The sequence below is a fragment of the Bacillus sp. SRL337 genome, from assembly GCF_984799155.1.
On the sequence record NZ_OZ481793.1, the window covers coordinates 547,087 to 567,696 of the forward strand.

19 protein-coding genes are annotated in these 20,610 nt (G+C 40.8%); 15 read left to right on the forward strand and 4 right to left on the reverse strand.

Annotated features, from left to right (window positions below):
• Positions 1-238: 238 nt before the first annotated feature.
• A complete protein-coding gene (locus AC4E8A_RS02730; RefSeq protein WP_490196660.1) occupies positions 239-730 on the reverse strand; it encodes a YusW family protein in 492 nt (163 codons plus the stop codon).
• 634 nt (positions 731-1,364) lie between these two features.
• Between AC4E8A_RS02730 and AC4E8A_RS02735 the strand changes: the two genes are divergently transcribed.
• The 3 genes from AC4E8A_RS02735 (at position 1,365) to AC4E8A_RS02745 (ending at position 2,930) form a co-directional block, all read left to right on the forward strand.
• Positions 1,365-2,111: a DUF2087 domain-containing protein gene (locus AC4E8A_RS02735; protein WP_490196661.1), complete on the forward strand. Its 747-nt coding sequence runs from the start codon at positions 1,365-1,367 to the stop codon at positions 2,109-2,111.
• 23 nt (positions 2,112-2,134) lie between these two features.
• Positions 2,135-2,491, forward strand: coding sequence for a GIY-YIG nuclease family protein (locus tag AC4E8A_RS02740; RefSeq protein ID WP_490196662.1), 357 nt, complete (start codon positions 2,135-2,137; stop codon positions 2,489-2,491).
• 235 nt (positions 2,492-2,726) lie between these two features.
• The gene (locus AC4E8A_RS02745; protein ID WP_490196664.1) at positions 2,727-2,930 is read left to right on the forward strand and encodes a hypothetical protein; all 204 of its coding nucleotides are present in this window, start codon (positions 2,727-2,729) and stop codon (positions 2,928-2,930) included.
• 903 nt (positions 2,931-3,833) lie between these two features.
• On the opposite strand, the gene AC4E8A_RS02750 is transcribed toward AC4E8A_RS02745, so the two are convergent.
• On the reverse strand, positions 3,834-4,196 hold the full coding sequence (locus tag AC4E8A_RS02750) for a DUF948 domain-containing protein (protein ID WP_490196665.1): 363 nt from the start codon (positions 4,194-4,196) through the stop codon (positions 3,834-3,836).
• A 223-nt stretch (positions 4,197-4,419) separates the two neighbouring features.
• Here AC4E8A_RS02750 and AC4E8A_RS02755 point away from each other — a divergent pair, with 223 nt between their 5' ends.
• A complete protein-coding gene (locus AC4E8A_RS02755) occupies positions 4,420-5,154 on the forward strand; it encodes a hypothetical protein (RefSeq protein ID WP_490196666.1) in 735 nt (244 codons plus the stop codon).
• 626 nt (positions 5,155-5,780) lie between these two features.
• On the opposite strand, the gene AC4E8A_RS02760 is transcribed toward AC4E8A_RS02755, so the two are convergent.
• Entirely contained in the window at positions 5,781-6,851 is a 1,071-nt protein-coding gene (locus AC4E8A_RS02760) for a transglutaminase-like domain-containing protein (RefSeq protein ID WP_490196667.1), read from the reverse strand.
• Between the two features lie 419 nt (positions 6,852-7,270).
• On the opposite strand from AC4E8A_RS02760, the gene AC4E8A_RS02765 reads away from it, so the two are divergent.
• The 7 genes from AC4E8A_RS02765 (at position 7,271) to AC4E8A_RS02795 (ending at position 14,004) form a co-directional block, all read left to right on the forward strand.
• Positions 7,271-8,146: a DNA helicase gene (locus AC4E8A_RS02765; protein ID WP_490196669.1), complete on the forward strand. Its 876-nt coding sequence runs from the start codon at positions 7,271-7,273 to the stop codon at positions 8,144-8,146.
• A complete protein-coding gene (locus tag AC4E8A_RS02770; protein ID WP_490196671.1) occupies positions 8,091-9,410 on the forward strand; it encodes a replicative DNA helicase in 1,320 nt (439 codons plus the stop codon). The genes AC4E8A_RS02765 and AC4E8A_RS02770 overlap by 56 nt, the downstream gene beginning before the upstream one ends.
• A gap of 354 nt (positions 9,411-9,764) precedes the next feature.
• Positions 9,765-9,971 carry a helix-turn-helix transcriptional regulator gene (locus AC4E8A_RS02775; protein ID WP_119548226.1) on the forward strand — a complete coding sequence of 69 codons (207 nt, stop codon included), beginning with the start codon at positions 9,765-9,767 and terminating at the stop codon, positions 9,969-9,971.
• Positions 9,971-10,453, forward strand: coding sequence for a hypothetical protein (locus tag AC4E8A_RS02780; protein WP_490196672.1), 483 nt, complete (start codon positions 9,971-9,973; stop codon positions 10,451-10,453). Before AC4E8A_RS02775 ends, AC4E8A_RS02780 begins: the two co-directional genes overlap by 1 nt.
• Before the next feature lie 428 nt (positions 10,454-10,881).
• A complete protein-coding gene (locus tag AC4E8A_RS02785; protein WP_490196673.1) occupies positions 10,882-12,279 on the forward strand; it encodes a right-handed parallel beta-helix repeat-containing protein in 1,398 nt (465 codons plus the stop codon).
• 264 nt (positions 12,280-12,543) lie between these two features.
• The gene (locus AC4E8A_RS02790; protein ID WP_490196675.1) at positions 12,544-13,005 is read left to right on the forward strand and encodes a hypothetical protein; all 462 of its coding nucleotides are present in this window, start codon (positions 12,544-12,546) and stop codon (positions 13,003-13,005) included.
• Between the two features lie 75 nt (positions 13,006-13,080).
• The gene (locus AC4E8A_RS02795) at positions 13,081-14,004 is read left to right on the forward strand and encodes a hypothetical protein (protein WP_490196676.1); all 924 of its coding nucleotides are present in this window, start codon (positions 13,081-13,083) and stop codon (positions 14,002-14,004) included.
• Positions 14,005-14,115: 111 nt separating this feature from the next.
• Here AC4E8A_RS02795 and AC4E8A_RS02800 read toward each other — a convergent pair whose 3' ends face one another.
• Complete coding sequence (locus AC4E8A_RS02800) at positions 14,116-15,138, reverse strand: LacI family DNA-binding transcriptional regulator (RefSeq protein WP_490196677.1); 1,023 nt, start codon at positions 15,136-15,138, stop codon at positions 14,116-14,118.
• 548 nt (positions 15,139-15,686) lie between these two features.
• On the opposite strand from AC4E8A_RS02800, the gene AC4E8A_RS02805 reads away from it, so the two are divergent.
• The 4 genes from AC4E8A_RS02805 to AC4E8A_RS02820 all read left to right on the forward strand — a co-directional run bounded on the left by AC4E8A_RS02805 (position 15,687) and on the right by AC4E8A_RS02820 (position 20,598).
• Entirely contained in the window at positions 15,687-17,375 is a 1,689-nt protein-coding gene (locus AC4E8A_RS02805) for a sugar phosphorylase (RefSeq protein ID WP_490196678.1), read from the forward strand.
• A 12-nt stretch (positions 17,376-17,387) separates the two neighbouring features.
• Positions 17,388-18,680 (forward strand): ABC transporter substrate-binding protein, encoded by a 1,293-nt coding sequence (locus AC4E8A_RS02810; protein ID WP_490196679.1) that lies wholly within the window; start codon positions 17,388-17,390, stop codon positions 18,678-18,680.
• 198 nt (positions 18,681-18,878) lie between these two features.
• On the forward strand, positions 18,879-19,757 hold the full coding sequence (locus tag AC4E8A_RS02815; RefSeq protein ID WP_490196680.1) for a carbohydrate ABC transporter permease: 879 nt from the start codon (positions 18,879-18,881) through the stop codon (positions 19,755-19,757).
• Entirely contained in the window at positions 19,750-20,598 is an 849-nt protein-coding gene (locus AC4E8A_RS02820) for a carbohydrate ABC transporter permease (protein ID WP_490198754.1), read from the forward strand. Before AC4E8A_RS02815 ends, AC4E8A_RS02820 begins: the two co-directional genes overlap by 8 nt.
• Positions 20,599-20,610 lie beyond the last annotated feature (12 nt).

A 20,610-nucleotide genomic window follows, 5' to 3' on the forward strand; every position in this document is an offset into this window, starting at 1 on the left:
AGTTGTCAATACAATATTGACAAGGGCATGGAGAAAAAATGCTACAGAATAATAATAAGATATTTAGAGACATATTGATAGTGATTGTTCTCTAAGAATGCAGGGACCAGGGGACGGAGGGGCAAGTGAACGGTCCGATAAAAGAGAAATCAGCTGGATAGCCTTCGGAGGGACAAAGAACTCCGTACTAGTATTCACGACGCAAAAAAACAGGCTTGAGGTTCAAGCCTGTTAGAATCTACTTCCTGTACTCTTTCTCAGTGCCGCTGCCAAATTGGATCTCCAATTCAATAGTTTGTGCGTCCTCAGGTATGCTAAATGCTTTGGCAACAGTACTTAACACTTCCTCATCTGATGTATTTTCATCAAAGGTAAAGGAAGAAAAGATTCCATCAAGCTCGTCCATTGCTGCATCGCCAGTTAAATGTATATCTTGTGCCTTATCCAGATAGGAAGCTTCCATTTTGTCATTCTTTTCATTTTCATATTCAACATCCAGCGCATCATTGGTCTCATTATAATCTGCGTCAAGATCAAAGCTCGTGAAACCATATGCAGTGTTTGTATCTGCACCTGTATCGTCCGTTGTGTTTGTATTACTTTCATCTGTTTGCTGCTGATTTTCATCAGTGGTGTTTTGTGGTGGATTTTTTACTTCATCATTATCACCGCAAGCTGCAAGTAATAATAACAACATGAAACCCACCATTCGAAGTATTCCTTTTTTCATCCTTATAAGCACTCCTTTATCTAAGGTATGGTTTGAATTATTTCCAATTCAGACGTGGAATAAACTGCTCGGGTGGACATACCAAGGAAATGGAGTATGGATCGTTCTCTTGTTAGCGTAAAGGCATCTTCTTAATCAAACGTTTGATTAAGTAATAAGGCTGTTTTCACATAGATTGTGGTTATTTTAAAAGTACCGCTCCAGGCGCACGACTCCGCGGGACGGGCGGTGAGCCTCCTCGCTGCGCATGCGGGGTCTCACCTGTCCCGCTAATCCCGCAGGAGGTCACACGCCTTCCGCTCCAATCCTCTACGTAAAAATGGGGAGGCGGATAATAAAGCATCCAAAAGCAACAATTTTTTTAGAAAACAGCCATTAATAAAAACTCAATGTTGTCACTGCCGTGTATGAATCCACCTGCAGCTGGCTGCTTTCTGCCTGTTCCAGGACTTATAAAGTCTCTTGCATAAACACAACATAAAAATGTTTAACGACGAGCAAACGATAGAATAATATATTTGTATTTCGTCATTGACATTGGGTAAACTTTGTTTTAATGTGTTTATATAATGGCAAACAAATACATCATATGTTTAGTTTTATTGGTAGAAATTGATCGGGAGTGTTTATGACGATGGAAATATCAACTGATTTTTGGAATGCCTCTTTGGACGAATTAAAACGAGGCTATATTCAAGCTAGCGGGTCATTTACCTGTTTACTATGTGGCAAAACCATAGAAAAAGGAATAGTTTACCCTCATGAAAATAGACTTTACGAAGCTGAAAGATTTATGCGTATACACATTGAAAGTTCCCACGATTCCGTATTTGAGTATTTGCTTGGCATGGACAAGAAACTAACGGGTCTCACTGAGCACCAAAAGAAACTATTATCCCTGTTTTATCAAGGGAAAAATGACAAAGAAATCCAAAAAGAACTAGGTACCGGGAGTGCCTCTACTATACGTCATCATCGTTTTACTCTTAAAGAAAAGGAACGTCAGGCAAAGACTTTCTTAACCATGATGGAATTATTGAAAGAAAAAGATGAATATGCACCGGCTTTTGTACCTGTACATAAGACCGCTGCAATGGTAGATGAGAGATATAACATTACTCAAGAGGAACAAGAAAAATCGTTAAAAAAGTATTTTTCTAATGGAACATTGGTTAAATTTCCTCAAAAAGAAAAACAAAGACTTATGATCCTTAGGGAAATTACCAATCATCTAAAGCCCGATCACCATTATGATGAACAAGAATTAAATCAGGTATTGAAAGATATCTACGAGGATTACATGTTAATCAGAAGATATTTAGTGGAATACGGTTTTTTAAATCGTAAGACTGATGGAAGCCGTTATTGGGTGAATAAGTAAATTAAAAAAAGCAGGTGAAAATCATGGATCGAAAAAAAGAATTGAAACAACAATTTAAAGAAACATCCGTTGACGCGGGCGTATTTCAGATAAAAAATACGATGAACAACAAAGTATTGATTCAAAGCACGAAAAATCTTAAAACCATAAACGGACTGAAGTTCATGCTTGAAGGAAATACCTATAACCCTAACAAAGAACTGCAAAGAGAATGGAATCAGTATGGAAAAGAGGCTTTCAGTATTGAGATACTGGAAAAATTAAAAAGGGAGAATGATCCGTATTTTAATGAAAAAGAAGCATTAGCTGCTCTTGAAGAAAAATGGCTGGAAAAGAAACAACCATATGGGGAGCAAGGATATAACCGAAAAAAGGGGTGAATGGGGACAGGAAGGACGGGCTTTATCGATTAGTAACAATAGGATAAGTGAGTATGTCAGCAATAACAGGCTGTCATTTGTGACTGCTTTAGCGGACATTTTTAAGCAGACTCAAGCTGCTATTTCTACTGTTTTTTTAGAGGGTACCGCCTGTAATGATCTTACCAGGGTCTTAGTTTTCTTGAACAAATTAAACTAAAACTTTGGTAAGGTCATTTTAGGAGAGTGATAACATATGGGCAGAAGAAGCGTGGGGATGTCATTTATCGCGATATCAACACTATTAATATCGATAAAATATATAAGCGAAGCCATGTGGAAAGGCGATGTCGGGAGCACACTCAGTACCTTTAGCGTACTCTCCCTAATAGCAGGAATTGTTTATTTGGTGTGGGGAGAAATTGAAGAATTTAACAAAGATAAGAGAATTGAACGATAATTAGATTTCTTTAACGGAAAGGGTGCGCGAGCTGAACAAGCACCCCCGCCATTTTTCGTATAACTTTACTTAAAAACCGTGCAGAATATGATTGGCCAACCAGAATAAGGACAAAAGCCCGCATATTAAAATGGATAACCCGTTCAGTTCAGAGGGAGAAACCAATAAATTGAAAGGTAATTTGCGGTACAATTTGCCTAGCATTTTGTATCGGTTTTTTTATCGGCATACCAATGGTTTTGAAGTTTTTTCGCTTATTGTTGCATACTGATTTGCAGGCCAATTTGCACTACCGCAAGAATTTATATGGTGTTGCAAACTGGTCTGCATTTTATGTTACAAATTTGTCTGGGATTCGTTATTGCCAGATACACTAGATGGGAGAGAAAGGGGAATAACCCAGTGGGAGAAAAATAAGGGGAGATTTTACCGTTAGATGTAGAGTAGACGTGGTTTTTGCGGAAAATAAGGGGAGTTTTTCCCTTTATACAAAGCAAAGCTGCGTATTTTCAGGTTTTTTGAGTCAAATAAGAGGAATTTCTCCCTCTATTTAAGCTGTTTTCAATACTATTTGCTGATTAAGGGGAATTTTTCCCTCTATAAACCTCAATTAGCAAAAAAACCTGGTTTCATTGCTGAAGAATGAAAAGTTTAACGGGAGACCCGTTGTTCAACCGATCTGGGGCTTAATTAAATAACGCATAATAGAAGTGAGGAGCTGCAAGGTGGTTGGCAGCTCCTTTTTTTGTGCAATTTTTCATACATATTACACTTCAAAACAGCCTGCAAAAGTCTTTGTATTTTAATCCGCAAAACCACCAGCAAATAGGCATTATCTCCCACTCAACCGAACGAGTTGTTAAAATGGATTTACGGGTTATTTGTTGTTCACCTTCCTCGTTCTCACTTCAACCGGAACTGTACGGGCTTGCTGTCCCGTGTTTCGATCGTTTGCGGTTTCCTCTTATCGATTGTCTTTCTTTTCACCGAGCTTGTTACACTGTGGAGCATTTCGCCTACGTCTTGCGCCGACTCGATCAGTGGATCAACGGCTTTCATTTTGCCTTTTACATCGGCAGAAATTTGGTTGGCTGAATGAATCAATTCTTCTGCTTCATCTGAGATGCCGTTCACTGCAGTTCGGGCGTCATGTAATGTCTCTTTCGTTTCATCAAGTGCGGACATTAATTTCCGTAGTGTCAAAATCAAATAAACAACGAGGATGGAAAACGCGACAGCCGCAATAACAGCACTCCATGCAAGCATTGAGACCAGCTCCCTTCTTTTACTATATGTCTATGAGAAGGGCAGCTGAGAAATTCCTTCTCCTAAAACTTTCAATGGGGAGGAGGCACCGGATTTTCTTCTTAATCAAACGTTTGATTAAGAAGAAAATCCCGAACTCATGGATGGAAACACCCTATAATTGAAACGAAAATGAATTATCATTTCGATATATGGTAAAATTTAGATGAAGGGAGGGTTTCCGATGATTATGGAAGAAGGAAAAACAAATCCTGCAGCATTAATAGTAGACAATATTGATTACGATAAAGACCCTGGCTTTGTTTTTCTAATGTTGGCTCATGCAACTGAAATCAAACATCGCAAATTTGTTCGAAAAATATTACACACAGAAGATACTGTTTTTAAAAATAATGTCCGTTCTCATCAAGAGTATACAATGAATGTTTCATCTCTTATAACTGAGTTGAGAGATACTGAAAATCATCCCGTTGAGAATTTGGCCAATAGTAAATATTTGCTGGACTCTTTGTTTTTGCTCATCACGGAAAAAGGTTCATTGAAATATGAATACCAACAAGGATACCTTTACCGTTCCGATAGCATTTGCAGAAGCTTAGGGATATCTAAATCAACCTTAAGCCGATATGTAAAAATCGGGCTGGAAGTAGCGGAAACAAAAACACATTACCGATATCCCGCACATGTAACTTACACTTGGCATAACGCATTAGAGGCTTCTCGAACACAAGCCCTAAATCAAGCTTTTCAGGTCCGAAATCGCTCCACTTCAAGCATCATTAAAGAACTTGAAGAAGAAAATAGAAAATATGAAAAAAAACATGGGGACAAATCCTTTTACGATATCTATGCCAAGGTTGGAAATCCAGATGAGTTAGAAGAACCAGATGACTATTATGACTGGAAAGACGTAATTGAAGAACTTGAGGAACTGAAAAATGAAAACAAATCTGACTAAGCGTATTTAACATATCCTAAAACTCTTCAAATCACATCCGGACTTATTCGGCTATACAAAGCCTGAGATAGTTGAAATTAGAGCAAGGGGAAGTAAAAGAGTAGCAGCCGTACTTCCATTAAAGTATCACCCTGTTCATGGAGAAACAGTCCTTTTCATCAATGAAAAAATTGAAAATGAACATCTGGAAGAATACAGGTACGGATGGGAACGATCGCAAAGAAAAGGAAAAATGGGGGTTCCAACAAGGTTTTTGACTGCATTCGATAAACAGCGAAAACCGAACCCCCTTATAACAACATTGAAACAGACCGCTATCATCACCATTATGAAATAGGTAACAAGGTGCCACGTACTGAGACCTCCATAGAAACATTAGAAGATGTTATTAATATTTTAAAAGACTATATTAAAAGTGGACAACCTTATCACAGCAGCGATAGATTCATATAAAGTAAAAAACCCCCTCACCTAAGTTTTTCATTACTTTTTCATGCCATCTCTTTTTTAAAGAATTGCTTGTGAGTCGCACAGTAACCCCCAAAAACTCAAAGTTCCAATTTACCAAGAAGCAAAAGTGCCTTACTGCTGCAGTGGGGAAAGAGGGACAGGAACCATCTTATGTCTCATGCATAACGAATCTCCATCCTGGCAGTGACTCCCTTTATTCCTGACTGATTGACTGAAAGGACAAGAATCACATTGAGTCCGTCTTCCAATCTCCAATCAAGAAGCTCGTCTTTTATAATTTTAGTCTCATTATGTAACTGCACTTCATAATGGCTGAAGTGATCCATATTATTAAAGAATCTGAGATGAAAGTCAGGTTCTGCTAGAAATAAATGTTTGTTTTCTTCATAATCTTCTAAGCTTGTGATTTTATTGTCTTTAATAATTTGATTGGGATCGAGCTTTTCCTTGAATTCCATCAAGATGAGAGTGCGGTTGATTGAATGGTAAAGGTCATCTTCATCCTGAGTGTAAGTGGCATTGTTGAGGTCTGAATACTGGAAGGCGAGTTGCTGTTCATGATTGTCCAGGTGAAGGGTCAACCTTGTCTTTAACGAGTCTGAATATGGAAAAACAGCCATATATCCAAAGTAGTTCGAGATGAAGTTCTTATAAGCATCAATAAAGTTTTCTGCTGCAGAGGAAGCGTGGTTTTGCGACTTGATATCAATTTCATCAAAGGATCGATAAATTTCCAAGTAACTCAGGGGCACATCATTCAGTGTGGCAAAGGTATTGAATTGAGGGTCAAGATATATCCACTTTTCCAGGGAGTTTGACCAAACTTCAGCGGCCATATGCGCTTTCCCCAACCCTCCATAATCAGCATCTCTACTTAGAATATTAACCATTCTGGCGGAATATCCAAAAGCATTTAGAATGTCAGCCGTCACTTTGGAATACTCAACACACCGAAATCTTTCTCCTTCTTCTGCTCTATGTAATATCTCCAAGGACCTCGTTTCTTCAGGCACATGATTTCCGCCATCATGGCTCCATTGGGAATGGACCCAGTTCATCGTTTTGAAGAATACTGCAGGTTCATCCAACGTGTCGAGATGCACTTTTGATAAAACATACTCTCTGAGATCCACCCTCTCCTTGGATGCTGGGTCTTTAAAGTTGAAGTTGTATGGCATTCTCTCAATGCTGCGGTTATTTGATTCCACTATTTTTATTCTTTTCATTGTTTTCCCTCCTCTTACTTCCAATTATTTCAATTATTAAGTGATATTTCAATACCTGCCTGGGGTTTAGGCAAACTTCTCATTATTTTAAAGGCTCTTTGCGTAAACTTTGTTGCTATTCAATATAAATTTCAACTAATATCCTGGAAAATCGTCGATAAAAACAGCGGTGAGCAGGAAAGAAAAGAGCAGCCCGTTCTATTTCGAGAGTAAAGCCCTATGAATACAGGGGGGAAATCTGGCACTTGGGATTTTTCCGAAAGCAACAATAAATAAAGAGGGGATAGGGTGGGTGTTATTTTTGCAAGGGTGACAATCTGGACCTTAGAGTTCAATATTTTTTTAAAAAAGGGTGTCCGCTTCCCAAACAACTCTCTATATAAGAGGTGAAACTACTATTATCCAGGGAGGAATTTAGAATGACAGGATGGATCAAGTTTGAACGAAGTATGATGGAAGGTCCGATTTGGGGAAGTCCGCTTACTTTGAGGCTGTTTTTACTGCTGAGCTGCAGGGCGGTGCAGAAAGATTTTATTTATGTGGAAGACGTGAAGGTGCATAGAGGACAGTACTTGCGGTCCTATTCGTGGCTGGCTGACGATTTGCAGTATGTGGACAATGGCAATCTGAGAATCCCGTCGAAGAGCACGATCAAAGCGAGTGTGGACCGGTTGAAGAAGTATGGGTACATCTCTACGGAGGAAACAACCAGGGGCACGTTGTTCACTTTGCTTGGGAGTGAAGGTGATTTTTCTTTGCCTGAAAACGGTAGAACGGCAGAGGAATCCCAAGCGGACGAGCTGGATACGAATGCGGTACAAAAAGAAGAATGTAAGAAAGGTAGAGAAGGGAAAGAAGAAGAGAGCGGGCGCGCGAGGAATGAGCCGTCTTTCAAACCGGATAGGCAGAATAAGATCGAGAAAGTCACGGAAACGTTTTTGAAATTGCGAAACTCAGGATTCTATATCCCGCCAAAGGAACAGTGTGCCATTGAAAAAATCTGCGAAGAGGAGGTCGACTTGGACACGCTGCTGTCCTGGATGGAGACGATCGACTCCGATTATCGAAAGCGGAATGGTGACGACACCATCAGGTCATTTACATACTACGAGAAGGCACTGCAGAAGAAAATCAGGAACCGTGCGGAAAGGCAGCCAAGCTCTTCTGCCAGCCAGATAAAAGAAACGAATGAGTTCCTGGCCAAACTGGAAATGTGGAAGACAGAGGGGGAGAAGCGCCTTGCAAACGGAACAAAGAGAGTCAAACCGACATTTAGGCCTGTTTGGAACCGATGAAATGGCTGCTCAGCAGGAGCTTTTTGAAGCCGAAAGCATGCTGCTTGGTGCGGTTTTCCTGGAGCCCGCCGCCATCAACGACATCATCCTGAAACCGGAACATTTTTCACAGAGCCGCCACCAGGTTATTTTTACAGCGATGAGGGATCTGCAGCGCGACCGGTTGGAAATCAATTCGTTCAGTGTGGTCAATCTTCTCGGTGCTGAAATTGAAAATGTCGGCGGGGTTTCGTATCTGACGGAGATCTCCCTTTGCTGTCCTTCCGTAAGCGGGCTGGATCATTACCAGGAAGTGGTGCTGGAATCGTACCAGCTAAGGGAGACGAGGAAAGCGGCTGTCCATTTCCTGAATCATTCCAGTGCTGAAACAGCAGAGGCTATGTATCAAAGATATGTCGAGACACAGGAGCTCAGAATCGAGAAGGGTCAGGGAACAGGCAAAGCGTTGGCCGAGATCTTCGAGTCCTTGTATTCCGAGCCTGCACTCGGTGGCATTCCTTCCGGATATGAACCCCTTGATGGATTGACGGGAGGCTTCAAACCAGGGGAACTGATCATTGTCGCCGGAAGACCGTCAATGGGAAAGACCGCCTTAGTCCTGAATCTGGCCTATAATGCTGCCTCAACCGGAGCTGTTGTCGATTTCTTTTCACTCGAAATGAGCGAGGTGCAGCTTTATCAGCGGCTGATCAGCCGGATGACCTGCATTGATGCATCCAAGTGGCAGAATCCGTCCCGTGTTATCTCGGTAAAAGAGATCCAGAAGGCGAATCAAGCACTGGATGCCTGCTACAATATGCCTTTACATATTCATGACCAAGGCAGGCTGACCCTGGACGAAATCCGCGCAAGGATCCAGAAGACGAGAAGGGAAAACGAAGATGCCCCTTGTTTAGTTGTCATCGATTACCTGCAGCTGATCCCGGTTGAAGGCAAGTTCGAACGCCATGACCTCGCAATAGGAGCCGTCACCAGGGAATTGAAGCAGATGGCAAAACAGTACAAAGTGCCGATCATCCTCCTGTCCCAGCTGTCCCGCTCAGTTGAACAACGCCAGGACAAACGCCCGATGATGTCCGACCTCCGTGACTCCGGCAGCATCGAACAGGACGCGGACATCGTGATGTTTCTTTACAGGGAGGCGTACTATAAACGGGATTTTACTGGGCAGGAGACAGAAATCAATCTGGTCAAGCATCGGAATGGCCCTGTTGGGATGGTCCCATTGAGGTTTGTTAAGGAGTTTAGTTGGTTTAGGTTGTAATCAATCGAATTTAGAATTAATCAAACGTTTGTTTAAGTGGGGAAGAGGCTGAACTGTCATATCATTCATATATGTGGTTGACTCCTATGCACCTGCTGAAAATACGAAATTAGTTGATCAATCTTCAAGTCCATTCTCTTTATAGTAGAAGACAGACGCGTTTTCGGTGGGACAAGGAACCTGTCCCTCCGTCCCATCCCTCCGTCCCAATGTACCGAGGACAGGCCCGTTTTTCGGCTGTTCAATTAACCCATAAATGTAAAGCGTAATTGACATTTTGAAAAATGTAAGGTAAGCTTTACATATAAGCGATTGTAAAGTGCGCTTTACAATTGTGTTGGAGGTGAGGGCACACTGAAAAATCGAATTAAAGAGCTTCGCAAACATTCGAAGATGACGCAAGAGGATCTGGCCATAAAGGTAGGCGTCTCAAGACAATCGATCATTGCCATCGAATCCGGAAAATACAACCCGTCACTCGAATTGGCGTACAACATCTCAAAGGTATTTGATTGCATAATTGAAGAGGTCTTTATATTGGAAGAAGGGGGAGAATCATAATGGGAGAACAACTGGCTGGGGCCGCAGGATTATATGGAGGAGCGATACTTGGTATATTAGGCTGGTGGTTTGGCAGGCGAATGGCCGCAAAGCAAGGCGGGTTGGATGAATTATATGAACATATTTGGCAAAAGGCCCGGTCCATTTCCTGGTTTTTCACCCTTGCTGCAATCTATATTTTCTTTTCATTACTGATATTCGGCGTTGAACTTAATACAGCAATGGTTCTGGGAGTCATCCTTCTTGTTCATTTTGCGAGCTGGGGGTTTACCGGCGTGATTTTGTCGATCAACATGAATATGTCAGAGCCCTTGAAACCGTCCAGGGTTAAATTCGGGATTTCTATCGTGGCAATCTCACTGATCATTTTTACGATTACATCCATCATCACAGGGAACTGGTTTTTCCTGATTGCCAGCATCCCGCCCAACATGATTGGGCTGATAAGTGCTTTAACTCCTGAAAAAGGCAGTGAGGATTAAGCTTGGTTAGGCTTTGAAAAATTCAATAATGTCAGGCGTAGAAGTCTTTAAATAGGGACTGTCTCCGCCATTATGAAAACAAGCCGCTCCTCAAGAAGGAGCGGCTTGCGTTTGGTTTGTGACACACGGATTTTTCCGTTGACAACCTGTCCTGGGAATAGTGATAAAAGGTGAAAATGCTAAGTATAGAGACCGACCTGAATCCCATCTGAAATGCATGTACTGTTTTTTGTCTATATCCGAAGTGAAGCTGTTTTTCAATAAAGAGAATGGAACAACTCTTTATTAAGAAAAGTCAATGTTTTTAGCAATTAGTTCCGTTATAATGATTAGGGAAAATGGAAAAACCTTTAGACATCTGTTTAAGGGTAATTTTCACCTTTAAGTATGAAGCGAACGTTACGAACTCTCCTACAAGGAATGATGAAATGAAAAAGACGATGCTTTCCCTCTTTGCAGCAACAGTTATTTTGATTGCTTTGGCTTTTAATTGGACAGGTTCTGCTCATGACAAAGCGATATACGTTGCTGAAAATGGAAATGACCAAAATGATGGGACTAAATCAAATCCATATCGCACACTTAAGAAAGCTGCTTCAGAAGCTAGACCTGGGACGATTGTTTACATAAAAGAAGGTACCTATAAAGAGAGGCTGAGTGTTAAGCATAGCGGAACAAAATCAAAACCAATCACGTTTAAGGCCTACAATAAAGGCAAGGTGGTTCTTACTGGTGAAGATTTGAAGAATGTGGAAGGGGATACTTCCCTCGTTAACATAGACAACAAAAATCACATCACAATTAGCGGCCTCACAATTCAGGGTTTAACTACTAACTTAAAGGATGAAACTGTAATCGGGGTGTATGTAACGGGCTCAAGCAGCCACATTACGTTAGAAAATAACATTGTAAGAAGAATAGAAACGCATGCAGAAGATGGGAATGCACATGGGATCGCTGTATACGGAACTGGCCCGATGAAAGATATTGATATAGTAAATAATACAGTAGAGGATTTGAAACTCGGGTGGAGTGAATCCCTCGTACTTAATGGGAATATAGATGGCTTTAATGTTTCAAATAACATAGTCCGCAGAAACGATAATATTGGCATCGATTTAATAGGTCATGAAGGTATTTCAAATGATCCAAAAGCTGACTACGTTCGGAATGGTACCGTAAATAATAATGAAGTGTATGAAATATCCTCATATGGTAATCCGGCATATGGAGAAGACTATAGTGCCGGTGGAATTTATGTGGATGGCGGGGAAAGTATTACGATTGATAGGAATACTATTTATAATTGTGATATCGGAATTGAGGCAACCTCTGAGCATGCAAAACAATATGCTGATAACATCCAAATTAAAGAGAACATTGTGTATAACAACAATTATACAGGCATATCGATTGGTGGATATGACGAAGAGCGGGGAGGGACGATAAACTCCTCCATTACCAAAAACATTATCTATCGAAATGACACGAAAGGGCTGGCAGGGGGGCAGCTGCTATTACAGCATGATCTAAAAAACAATGTAATAGAAAGAAATATTCTGACCGCCGGGCCATCTCGTATTTTCATCGCCAATTACTTCACAACGAATTATGATAATACACTGAGAAGAAATGTCTTTCATAAAGAAAAGGGCAAAACAGGCCTTTGGGTGTGGAAGGAAGAAGAATTAACTTCATTTGAAGATTTCAAATCGGCTTCAGCCAGTGACTCAAAATCCAGTTACCTGGACCCCATGTTTGAAAATAAAATGAACTATCATTTTACATTGAAAAAGGAATCTCCTGCAAAAGATATAATAGAATAATAAACCTTAGTCCAGATGATGGTTTCATCATCAGACTTTTTTGCGTCAAAAAATATGTAACTATAGAGAATCTCTATGATTCAGCCTCTCCAGTCATTCTTTGGTAATCTCCAATATTCCTCTCTGTAAAAAAATGAATTGGTACTGCGCCTGTTTTCAGCTGATGGCCAAAGGGGTCTGCCCCTGCCTTCCTGATTTCCCGTCCATTAACCGACGAAGCGGATTTACGAAATACCGAAACTTCCCCGCGCAGGTTTTCGTCTAATGCATAAAGGGGGCGTCAACATTCAATATAGTTTGTGTGTAATCGTAGTCGTTGGATTTCTGTTTCTAACCGGGTGTTCTCCTGATTCCAGGGACTCCACTATTTTTGAGACACTGAACGTATCACAGGACGAAGTTGTTCCAGAAAGTACTCTTTTAAAGAGAGAAGAAATGGACAATAAGACCATGCGATACACTGAAGTAAAGATAGCAGAGGCAGGTGAAGAAGCAGCCAGGTTGTCTGCCGCCGATCGTTTCTCCGGGCTGAATGATCACTTCTCTTCCGGACTTATGAAAATTGTAGATGCAGAGGGCAATGAGTATCGTGCTATTTATATTGGCGGAAATTATAAAGAAAATTTCAGTGCTGAAAACGAGTACGAGAAAGCAGTTTTAGAATTTTACCGGTCAAAAGACAAGGAAGATGAGAAACCCTATATAGAATTTAAAGTAATGGATTAGAGTGGCCTGATGGAGATGGTAATTTATGATAAACTCAACAGTGATGACCAATAAGTGGAAAAGGGAGAAGAATAAATGAATAACAAGAACGTGATGATTCTACTGACCGTTTTTCTGGTTACTCTATTTTTATCAGCCTGCGGGAGTTCGTCAGCTCAAAATGATGCCAACAGCAGCAATCAAGATAAGGCGGCTGAAGAAGAGAATGACCATGGGGATGAGTCAACTAACGATGCTGAAGAAGTAAGTACTGCCAATAAGGATGAGACAGTATCAGATGAAAACAAGAGTGCAGATTCCAAGGAAAGTGACGTCCTGTCCGGTTATTCTGCTGAGGAAATAGAATACGCCCGCGTCTGGCTGCAGATCGTCGGAAATACAGATATAGAGGAATTGAATGTTGTCCATATTCCGGCAGGAGATCAAGTCAATCCATATGATGATGACAGCGTCAACTATCCGGAAGATGTCATCTCATTGGGCGGCAAGGCTATGGCAGATGGAACAGTGACCTATAGCGGCAATGGGGATGGTACGATTAATGTATATAATATTCCTTCACATTGGCCCAGCAATCAACAGATCGATACGTCCATGGAAGAGTATACAAAAGACATCATCACTAATACAAAGCAGGTTTACATAGAACCACGCAGCGATGAAGAAATCAGCACGTTAATTGAAAAGATTAAGCAAAAGAATAAAGATCAAGCTAAGGTCCAAAGTGGGAATGAGGATGGGGAAATTAAGACAGATACCCCTGAAAAAGACCAGAAAAAAGCGATTTCCTTAGTCAGAAACTATCTGCGTACTAACTATGAAGATTTCGTAGAAGATGAGGACCACTTCCTGGCATACGATGGGGAGATAAACGGTAAAGTCATTGTGAGATATGCTACATTACTTTCGGGCCATACCTCTACAAATGGGCGCTATGCAGTAGATATTTCCAGCGGGGAAGTCAAAGACTTTACTGCGGATCCACAAGCTATTAATTAAAATATGTTGAACAAAATAACAAATTTAGTTGCGACAGAAAAAATCAGGGCCTGATCTCCGAGTACACTTATGTTCGGGGATCAGGCCTTTGTGTCTCGGCCAGTTTTTACTTCACCCTAATCTTTTAGCCACAGAATCCTGGATGACTATGGAAGTAGGAATATAGGATCTTTGAACCGAATTGTTCTTGTTCTTTTTTATTTGATTGAACAGCAGTTGAGTCCCGACTTCACCTAATTTTCTAACTGGTATTTCAATCCGTGTCAGCCCTGGTAGTAAAAACGGTGAATAACTAGGATTACTGTATCCTACAATAGAAACGTCTTCAGGGATAGAAATTCCTTCTTCTGAGCATACCCTATAGACACTCATTACCTTTAAATCGTCAGTGGCAAAGATTGCTGTGGGACGTGATTGGGAAGTTAGCAGCCTTTTACTTGCCCTGTAGGCTTCCTCGATTGTAATCCCGCTATTAATGATCAGTTCCCCTCGAGGGGGGAGGTTGTTATCTTTAAGGCAGTCCATATACCCTTCTAACCGATCTATTGATACATGATAATCAAGTGTGGAATGAAGGCAGGCTATATCCCTATGCCCCTGCTTAATCAAAAAATCGGTGAGATCATAGCTGTCCTGGTAGTTATTGGTGTCGATAGAATAGATATTATTATATTCTCCTTCCACTTTTCCTACCACAACTATAGGAATATTAAATACATCAAGCTGCTTGAAAAAGTTTTCATTTGCAGGGGAAGTCAACATGATGATTCCCTTTATCATTTTTTCTTTTATCTTCCTTATACATTTTGCAAGTTCGTCTTCTGCATTCTTGGAAGTCTGCAAGACCACATCAAAATTTTCTTCCTCCGCTTTCTTTGAAATGGAGTATAGAATTTCTGAGAAGAAGGGGTTATTGGCTGTTGTCTTGGTAGATCTCGAGATGACCATGATAGCATCAAAGCCGGAAGAAAGGCCGCGTGCAAGTTTACTGGGATGATAATTTAGCTCTTCCATTGCCTTTAATACCCTGCTTCTGGCTTCTTCCGAAATGTTTTGTTGGTTATTCAGCACCCGGGATACTGTTGATTTTGATACATTCGCCACCCGGGCTATATCATAAATAGTAGGAACCATTCCTACAGTCCTCCTTTTATAAATCACTGAAGTATAGATGCTTTCAAGCAGCTATACGTGTATGCGGTTACAATTCAGGCTTTGATGAGAATGGATATATCAGGAAACTATAAAAAGAATCATAGTAAATTTTTTGGGAACGGTACAGCATAAATTATATGGATGAATCTGAAAAGTATCAATAAAAACTTCTCTCCATTTCATTTTAGAATCGGCTCCTGCATAGAGTGGTGCTGTATTCGCTGAATTCAAAAGAAATAAAATTCATACTTTTCCGTTGACAGAAAGCGCTTACTATACTAAAATTCTACTCGTGGGAGCGGTACCACGAAGTTAAATTTTCAGTTTCATCTAAGCATCAAGGCTGCTTTTTTCGCAAAAAAGGAACAAACTTAATGTACCTGGCTTCGTCCGGGAAGGGGCGTTAACCGAAAAATCAACAGTATTGCTTACTAGAACTGAATATATAAATCTTTTTCTTAATGCACTAAACTATAAATCTATTTTTTTTAGGCTTAATTGGGAGCGGTCCCAAACGGGAGGTATGTATGGAGACGATAAAAAAAAGACTTGAATTCATCTATGAAGACAAAGAAAAGGCCAATAAGCTTTGGAATGAAATGCAGAAGCGTATGGAAGAGACAAAGAGAAAATCGCTTGCCGGGAGAAAACAGGGGTGGGATGAAAAAGATCTCGTACTCATTACATATGGAGATCAGTTTCAGGAAAAAGATATCCCTGCGTTACCAACCTTTAAGAAAGTATATGACCGCTTTCTTAATGATAAGTTTGAAATTGTTCACATCCTCCCATTCTATCCATATTCTTCGGATGATGGCTTCTCGGTCATCGATTACAAGCAAGTGAATCCGATTATTGGAGATTGGGAAGATGTTGAAGATTTAACGAAATCCACGAGGTTAATGTTTGACTATGTTTGCAACCATATTTCAGCTAAGAGTGAATGGTTTCAGGAGTATTTAAAAGGAAATCCTGAGTATGATGATTTCTTTATAAACCTGGATCCATCAGTTGATGTCAGTGCTGTGACAAGGCCTAGGGCTCATCCGCTTTTGACAAAATTCAATATGGCCAATGGTGAAGAGAGGCATATCTGGACAACCTTTAGTGAAGATCAAGTTGATTTGAATTTTTCAAATCCGGAAGTCCTTATGAAGATGCTCGATGTCCTATTGTTTTACATTGAAGAAGGTGCTGAATATATTCGTCTGGATGCTGTCGGTTTCATGTGGAAAGAAGTAGGAACATCGTCGATCCACCATGAGAAAACACATGAACTTGTTAAATTATTCAGGGACGTCGTTGATGCAGTGGCGAAGGGAACAGTGATCATTACAGAAACGAATGTGCCCCATAAAGATAACGTCGCTTATTTTGGTAACGGACATGATGAAGCCCATATGGTTTATCAATTTCCTCTTCCGCCGTTAGTCTTATATTCATTGAAAAATGCAAATGGAAAGGCCCTCACGGAATGGGCCGATAATCTTCCTGAGACAGCTGAAGATACAACCTATTTCAATTTCCTTGCTTCACACGACGGCATCGGCGTTAATCCGATCAGAGGCATTATTCCTGAAGATGAAATTATATCCATGGTAGAGGAACTAAAACAGGAGGGAGCACTCGTCTCCAATAAACGAAATCCTGATGGCAGTGAAAGTCCATATGAAATCAATGTGACATATCTGGATGCCTTGAACCGCAAAGATGACAGCGATGATCTCAAGGCCCGAAGATTTCTGCTTGCTCATTCCATTCTTTTAACACTTCCAGGAGTGCCGGCTGTGTATATTCAAAGTATGCTGGGCTCCAGAAATGATTATGAGGGAGTCAGCAAAACAAAGATGAACCGCTCCATTAACAGACAGAAGTATGACTATGATGAAATTGAGCAAGAATTGGTTGATGAAGGAACGTTAAGAAATAAAATTTTTCATTCCCTCACAGACATGATTATGAGCAGGAAATCCGAGCAACTGTTCCATCCTAATGCAGGAATGAACGTGTTGAACTTGGGAGACTCCTTCTTTGCTTTCCAACGGTTCAATAAAGAAGGAGATCAATTGACCGTCATTCATAATTTGACAAATGAAGAGGCGGCGTGCGGAATTACCGGTGAATTCATTGATGTATCCACAGGAGAAAAGCTAATAAGCAGAGACTCTATCAAGTTGAGTCCTTACCAGTATTTATGGTTAAAAACTATTCAGTAGGAGGCAAAACGAATGTTTAAAAAATTCTTTGGTTTAACAGGTGTTTTGGTCCTGTCAGCAGCCTTGACAGCATGCGGAGGGGATGAGGGGAGCGGAGACGGAACGACAATCGAATTCATGCATTCTTCCGTTGAACAAGAACGTTTAGCGGTCATTGATAGCTTGGTAGAAAAATTCGAAAAAGAAAACCCGGATATTAAAATCAAGCAGGTTCCGGTTGAAGAAGATTCTTACAATACGAAAATTGTCACTCTGGCAAGTGCAGGGGAGCTTCCTGAAGTAATTGAAGTAGGGCAGGATTATGCAAAAGTAATGGATAAGGATCAGTTGATTGATAAAGAGTCAGTCAAATCAGTCCTGGATGAAGCAGGAGAAGATAACTTCTATACTGGTGCTTTGAAACTATTGAAAACGGAAGATGGGAAGAACTTTACGGGTCTTCCGATAAGCGGATGGGTTCAAGGAATCTGGTATAACAAAGAAATGCTGGCGTCTAAAGGATTCGAAGAGCCGCAAAGTTGGGATGAAGTAATGGAGATTGCAAAAGCCTTCACAGACAGCGGAAACAAGAAGTATGGCATTGGGCTGCCGACAGCAGAGAGTGGTTTCTCTGAACAAGCATTTTCTCAATTCGCTTTATCAAATAAAGCCAATGTATTGGATGGAGACGGAAATTTAAATATCAATACTCCGGAAATGGGAGAAGCATTAAGTTATTACAAAGAACTGGCACAATATACGATGCCTGGATCAAATGATGTTACAGAAGTTAAAGACGCTTTCATGAACGGCACCGTGCCAATGGCTGTCTATTCCACTTACATCCTTCCTTCTGTTTTTGAAGAAGGAACAGCTGACAATATTGGATTTGCAATTCCGACACAAGATGAAAAAGCTGTATTCGGAACTGTTTCAGCACTGACGGTTTCTTCAGGTTTAGAAGAAGCTCAAAAAGAAGCTGCTGAAAAGTTCATGGAGTTCATGGCACAGCCGGAAAATATGACCGAATGGGTCTTAATGTCACCGGGCGGAGCTCAGCCGGTCAGCCAGTTAGTTACTGAAAACGAAGACTATCAAGCAAATGAAGTCGTTAATGCATTTGGTGACTTATCGACGGAAATTGCAGATTCTTTCAATGATATCCAGGTATTCGGTTTGGTAGATGGAAAGAATTACTTGAAAATGGGAGATATCACAAGCTCGGGATTTATTCCGCGAATGGTAAATGGAGTAACTGTCGGCAGAAGCGAAGTCGACGCTGCATTGAAAGAGGCGGAACAAGAGCTTCAGGATGTCTTGAAATAATTATGTGAAGGGAGTTGCCTGTTAGGGGCAATCCCTTCTGTTTCTTCCAGGCTTTACTAGGATATTGCATAGGGATGCCTGGAGCTCAAATCCTGTTATAACTAATTAACATGTAAACGGCCATAAAGATAAACCAGAATCAGAGGATGCCAAAAGAAAGCCTTCAAAGGCATCTCAGTTTCGTCAGGGGGGAAAACCATGAAAAGACCTAAGAAAAAAACCGATTTAAAACTGGCGATAGTATTGCTTTTTCCGAGTATGTTCCTGCTGCTGTTGCTGGTAGCGTATCCTATGTTATCGAATATTCAGATCAGTTTCTTTGAGCAACCTGTTAACCCTCGTCTGCCTTCTACTTTTGTGGGATTGGAGAACTACATCAGTATTTTGACAGATAGTGCATTTTTCAAAGCGTTGGGAATCACCTTTTTATATACGATTCTGACAGTAGTGGGAAGCACCGCTCTGGGGCTTGGAGTTGCCATGTTCTTTAACAGGCCGTTCCGCTTCAGAAAGATTGCGCGTTCTTTAATCATCTTATCTTATGTAACGCCATCCATATCCTTGGTGTTTGCATGGAGATACATGTTTAATAATGGCTATGGGGTCGTCAACTATTTAAGTGTGGATGTTTTCAAAATCTTTGAAGAAGCTCCACTATGGTTTGACAGGCCAGTCAGCAGTTTTATCCTCGTAGTCTTATATGCCATTTGGAGATACTTCCCGTATGCGTTCATTTCCTTCCTTGCCATCCTTCAGACAATTGATAAAACATTGTATGAAGCTGCAGAGGTTGATGGCGCATCCGCCTGGGAAAAATTCAAGATCGTTACACTGCCGGCGATCATGCCAGTATTATTGACAGTCGTGACACTGAGAGCCATTTGGATGTTCTACATGTTTGAAGATGTATACCTCTTGACAAATAAAGTGAATATTTTAGGGATTTATTTATATGAAACAGCTTTTGCCTTCAATGATCTGGGTAAAGCTGCATCCATTTCAGTCATCTTATTCATCGTCTTATTCACTGTAATCATGTTAGCAAGAAAGCGGGTGAACTTTAATGGCAATGGCTAGGAGCAAGAAAAACAAAGTATATAAGAAAATAGGTTTTTATGCGGGATTGGTGTTGGTCCTGGCAGTCTCGCTGTTTCCATTTTTTATCATGCTGATGACTTCCTTCAAAAGTTCTAAGGAGGCTATTTCAACGAGCCCGACGCTCATTCCGAAGGAGTGGACGTTCCAGCATTATGCAGATATTTTCAATCCGGACATCTTTCCGTATATGTCCTACTTCACTAGCAGTTTAGTTGTGTCGTTATCAGCTGCAGCATTGTCAGTGACGATTGCCATCTTTGCTGCATACGCGCTGTCGAAACTCAAATTTATAGGAAGAACGACGATCAATGCCAGCTTCTTCACGGTTTATATGTTCTCGGGTATTCTGCTCGTTGTGCCTTTATTTAAGATCATATCAGGCTTAGGTTTATATGATACGAAGACAGCTTTGATCATCACGATGATCGTTCAAACTCTGCCAACAGCGATTTACATGCTGAAGAGTTATTTTGATACCATTCCGGAAGACTTGGAAAAAGCGGCGATGATTGACGGATTGAACCGCGTGCAGATCATTTTCTACATTATCATTCCGCTTGCGGTTTCAGGAATCATTTCTGTATTCGTCTATGCTTTCATGATTGCCTGGAATGATTACTTGTTTGCATCCATCTTCTTGTCTGATACAGGAAACTTCACATTGCCGATCGGCCTGTATGCCCTATTCAGTACCCCTGATTATATCTGGGGACGTATGATGGCTGCTTCATTGATTACGGCCTTGCCGGTAGTCATCTTATACGGTTTATCCGACCGTTTCATTAAAGGGGATATGACACAAGGCGGAGTTAAAGGATAAATTCACACCATT

Bases quoted from the DNA above. Each gene is read 5' to 3' on its own strand.
- AC4E8A_RS02810 (WP_490196679.1), top strand. From the start codon at position 17,388: ATGTTTAAAAAATTCTTTGGTTTAACAGGTGTTTTGGTCCTGTCAGCA.
- AC4E8A_RS02760 (WP_490196667.1), bottom strand. From the start codon at position 6,851: ATGAAAAGAATAAAAATAGTGGAATCAAATAACCGCAGCATTGAGAGA.
- AC4E8A_RS02780 (WP_490196672.1), top strand. From the start codon at position 9,971: ATGGGAGAACAACTGGCTGGGGCCGCAGGATTATATGGAGGAGCGATA.
- AC4E8A_RS02800 (WP_490196677.1), bottom strand. From the start codon at position 15,138: ATGGTTCCTACTATTTATGATATAGCCCGGGTGGCGAATGTATCAAAA.
- AC4E8A_RS02755 (WP_490196666.1), top strand. From the start codon at position 4,420: ATGATTATGGAAGAAGGAAAAACAAATCCTGCAGCATTAATAGTAGAC.
- AC4E8A_RS02740 (WP_490196662.1), top strand. From the start codon at position 2,135: ATGGATCGAAAAAAAGAATTGAAACAACAATTTAAAGAAACATCCGTT.
- AC4E8A_RS02750 (WP_490196665.1), bottom strand. From the start codon at position 4,196: ATGCTTGCATGGAGTGCTGTTATTGCGGCTGTCGCGTTTTCCATCCTC.
- AC4E8A_RS02730 (WP_490196660.1), bottom strand. From the start codon at position 730: ATGAAAAAAGGAATACTTCGAATGGTGGGTTTCATGTTGTTATTATTA.
- AC4E8A_RS02805 (WP_490196678.1), top strand. From the start codon at position 15,687: ATGGAGACGATAAAAAAAAGACTTGAATTCATCTATGAAGACAAAGAA.
- AC4E8A_RS02790 (WP_490196675.1), top strand. From the start codon at position 12,544: ATGCATAAAGGGGGCGTCAACATTCAATATAGTTTGTGTGTAATCGTA.
- AC4E8A_RS02735 (WP_490196661.1), top strand. From the start codon at position 1,365: ATGGAAATATCAACTGATTTTTGGAATGCCTCTTTGGACGAATTAAAA.
- AC4E8A_RS02795 (WP_490196676.1), top strand. From the start codon at position 13,081: ATGAATAACAAGAACGTGATGATTCTACTGACCGTTTTTCTGGTTACT.
- AC4E8A_RS02820 (WP_490198754.1), top strand. From the start codon at position 19,750: ATGGCTAGGAGCAAGAAAAACAAAGTATATAAGAAAATAGGTTTTTAT.
- AC4E8A_RS02785 (WP_490196673.1), top strand. From the start codon at position 10,882: ATGAAAAAGACGATGCTTTCCCTCTTTGCAGCAACAGTTATTTTGATT.
- AC4E8A_RS02745 (WP_490196664.1), top strand. From the start codon at position 2,727: ATGGGCAGAAGAAGCGTGGGGATGTCATTTATCGCGATATCAACACTA.
- AC4E8A_RS02815 (WP_490196680.1), top strand. From the start codon at position 18,879: ATGAAAAGACCTAAGAAAAAAACCGATTTAAAACTGGCGATAGTATTG.
- AC4E8A_RS02765 (WP_490196669.1), top strand. From the start codon at position 7,271: ATGACAGGATGGATCAAGTTTGAACGAAGTATGATGGAAGGTCCGATT.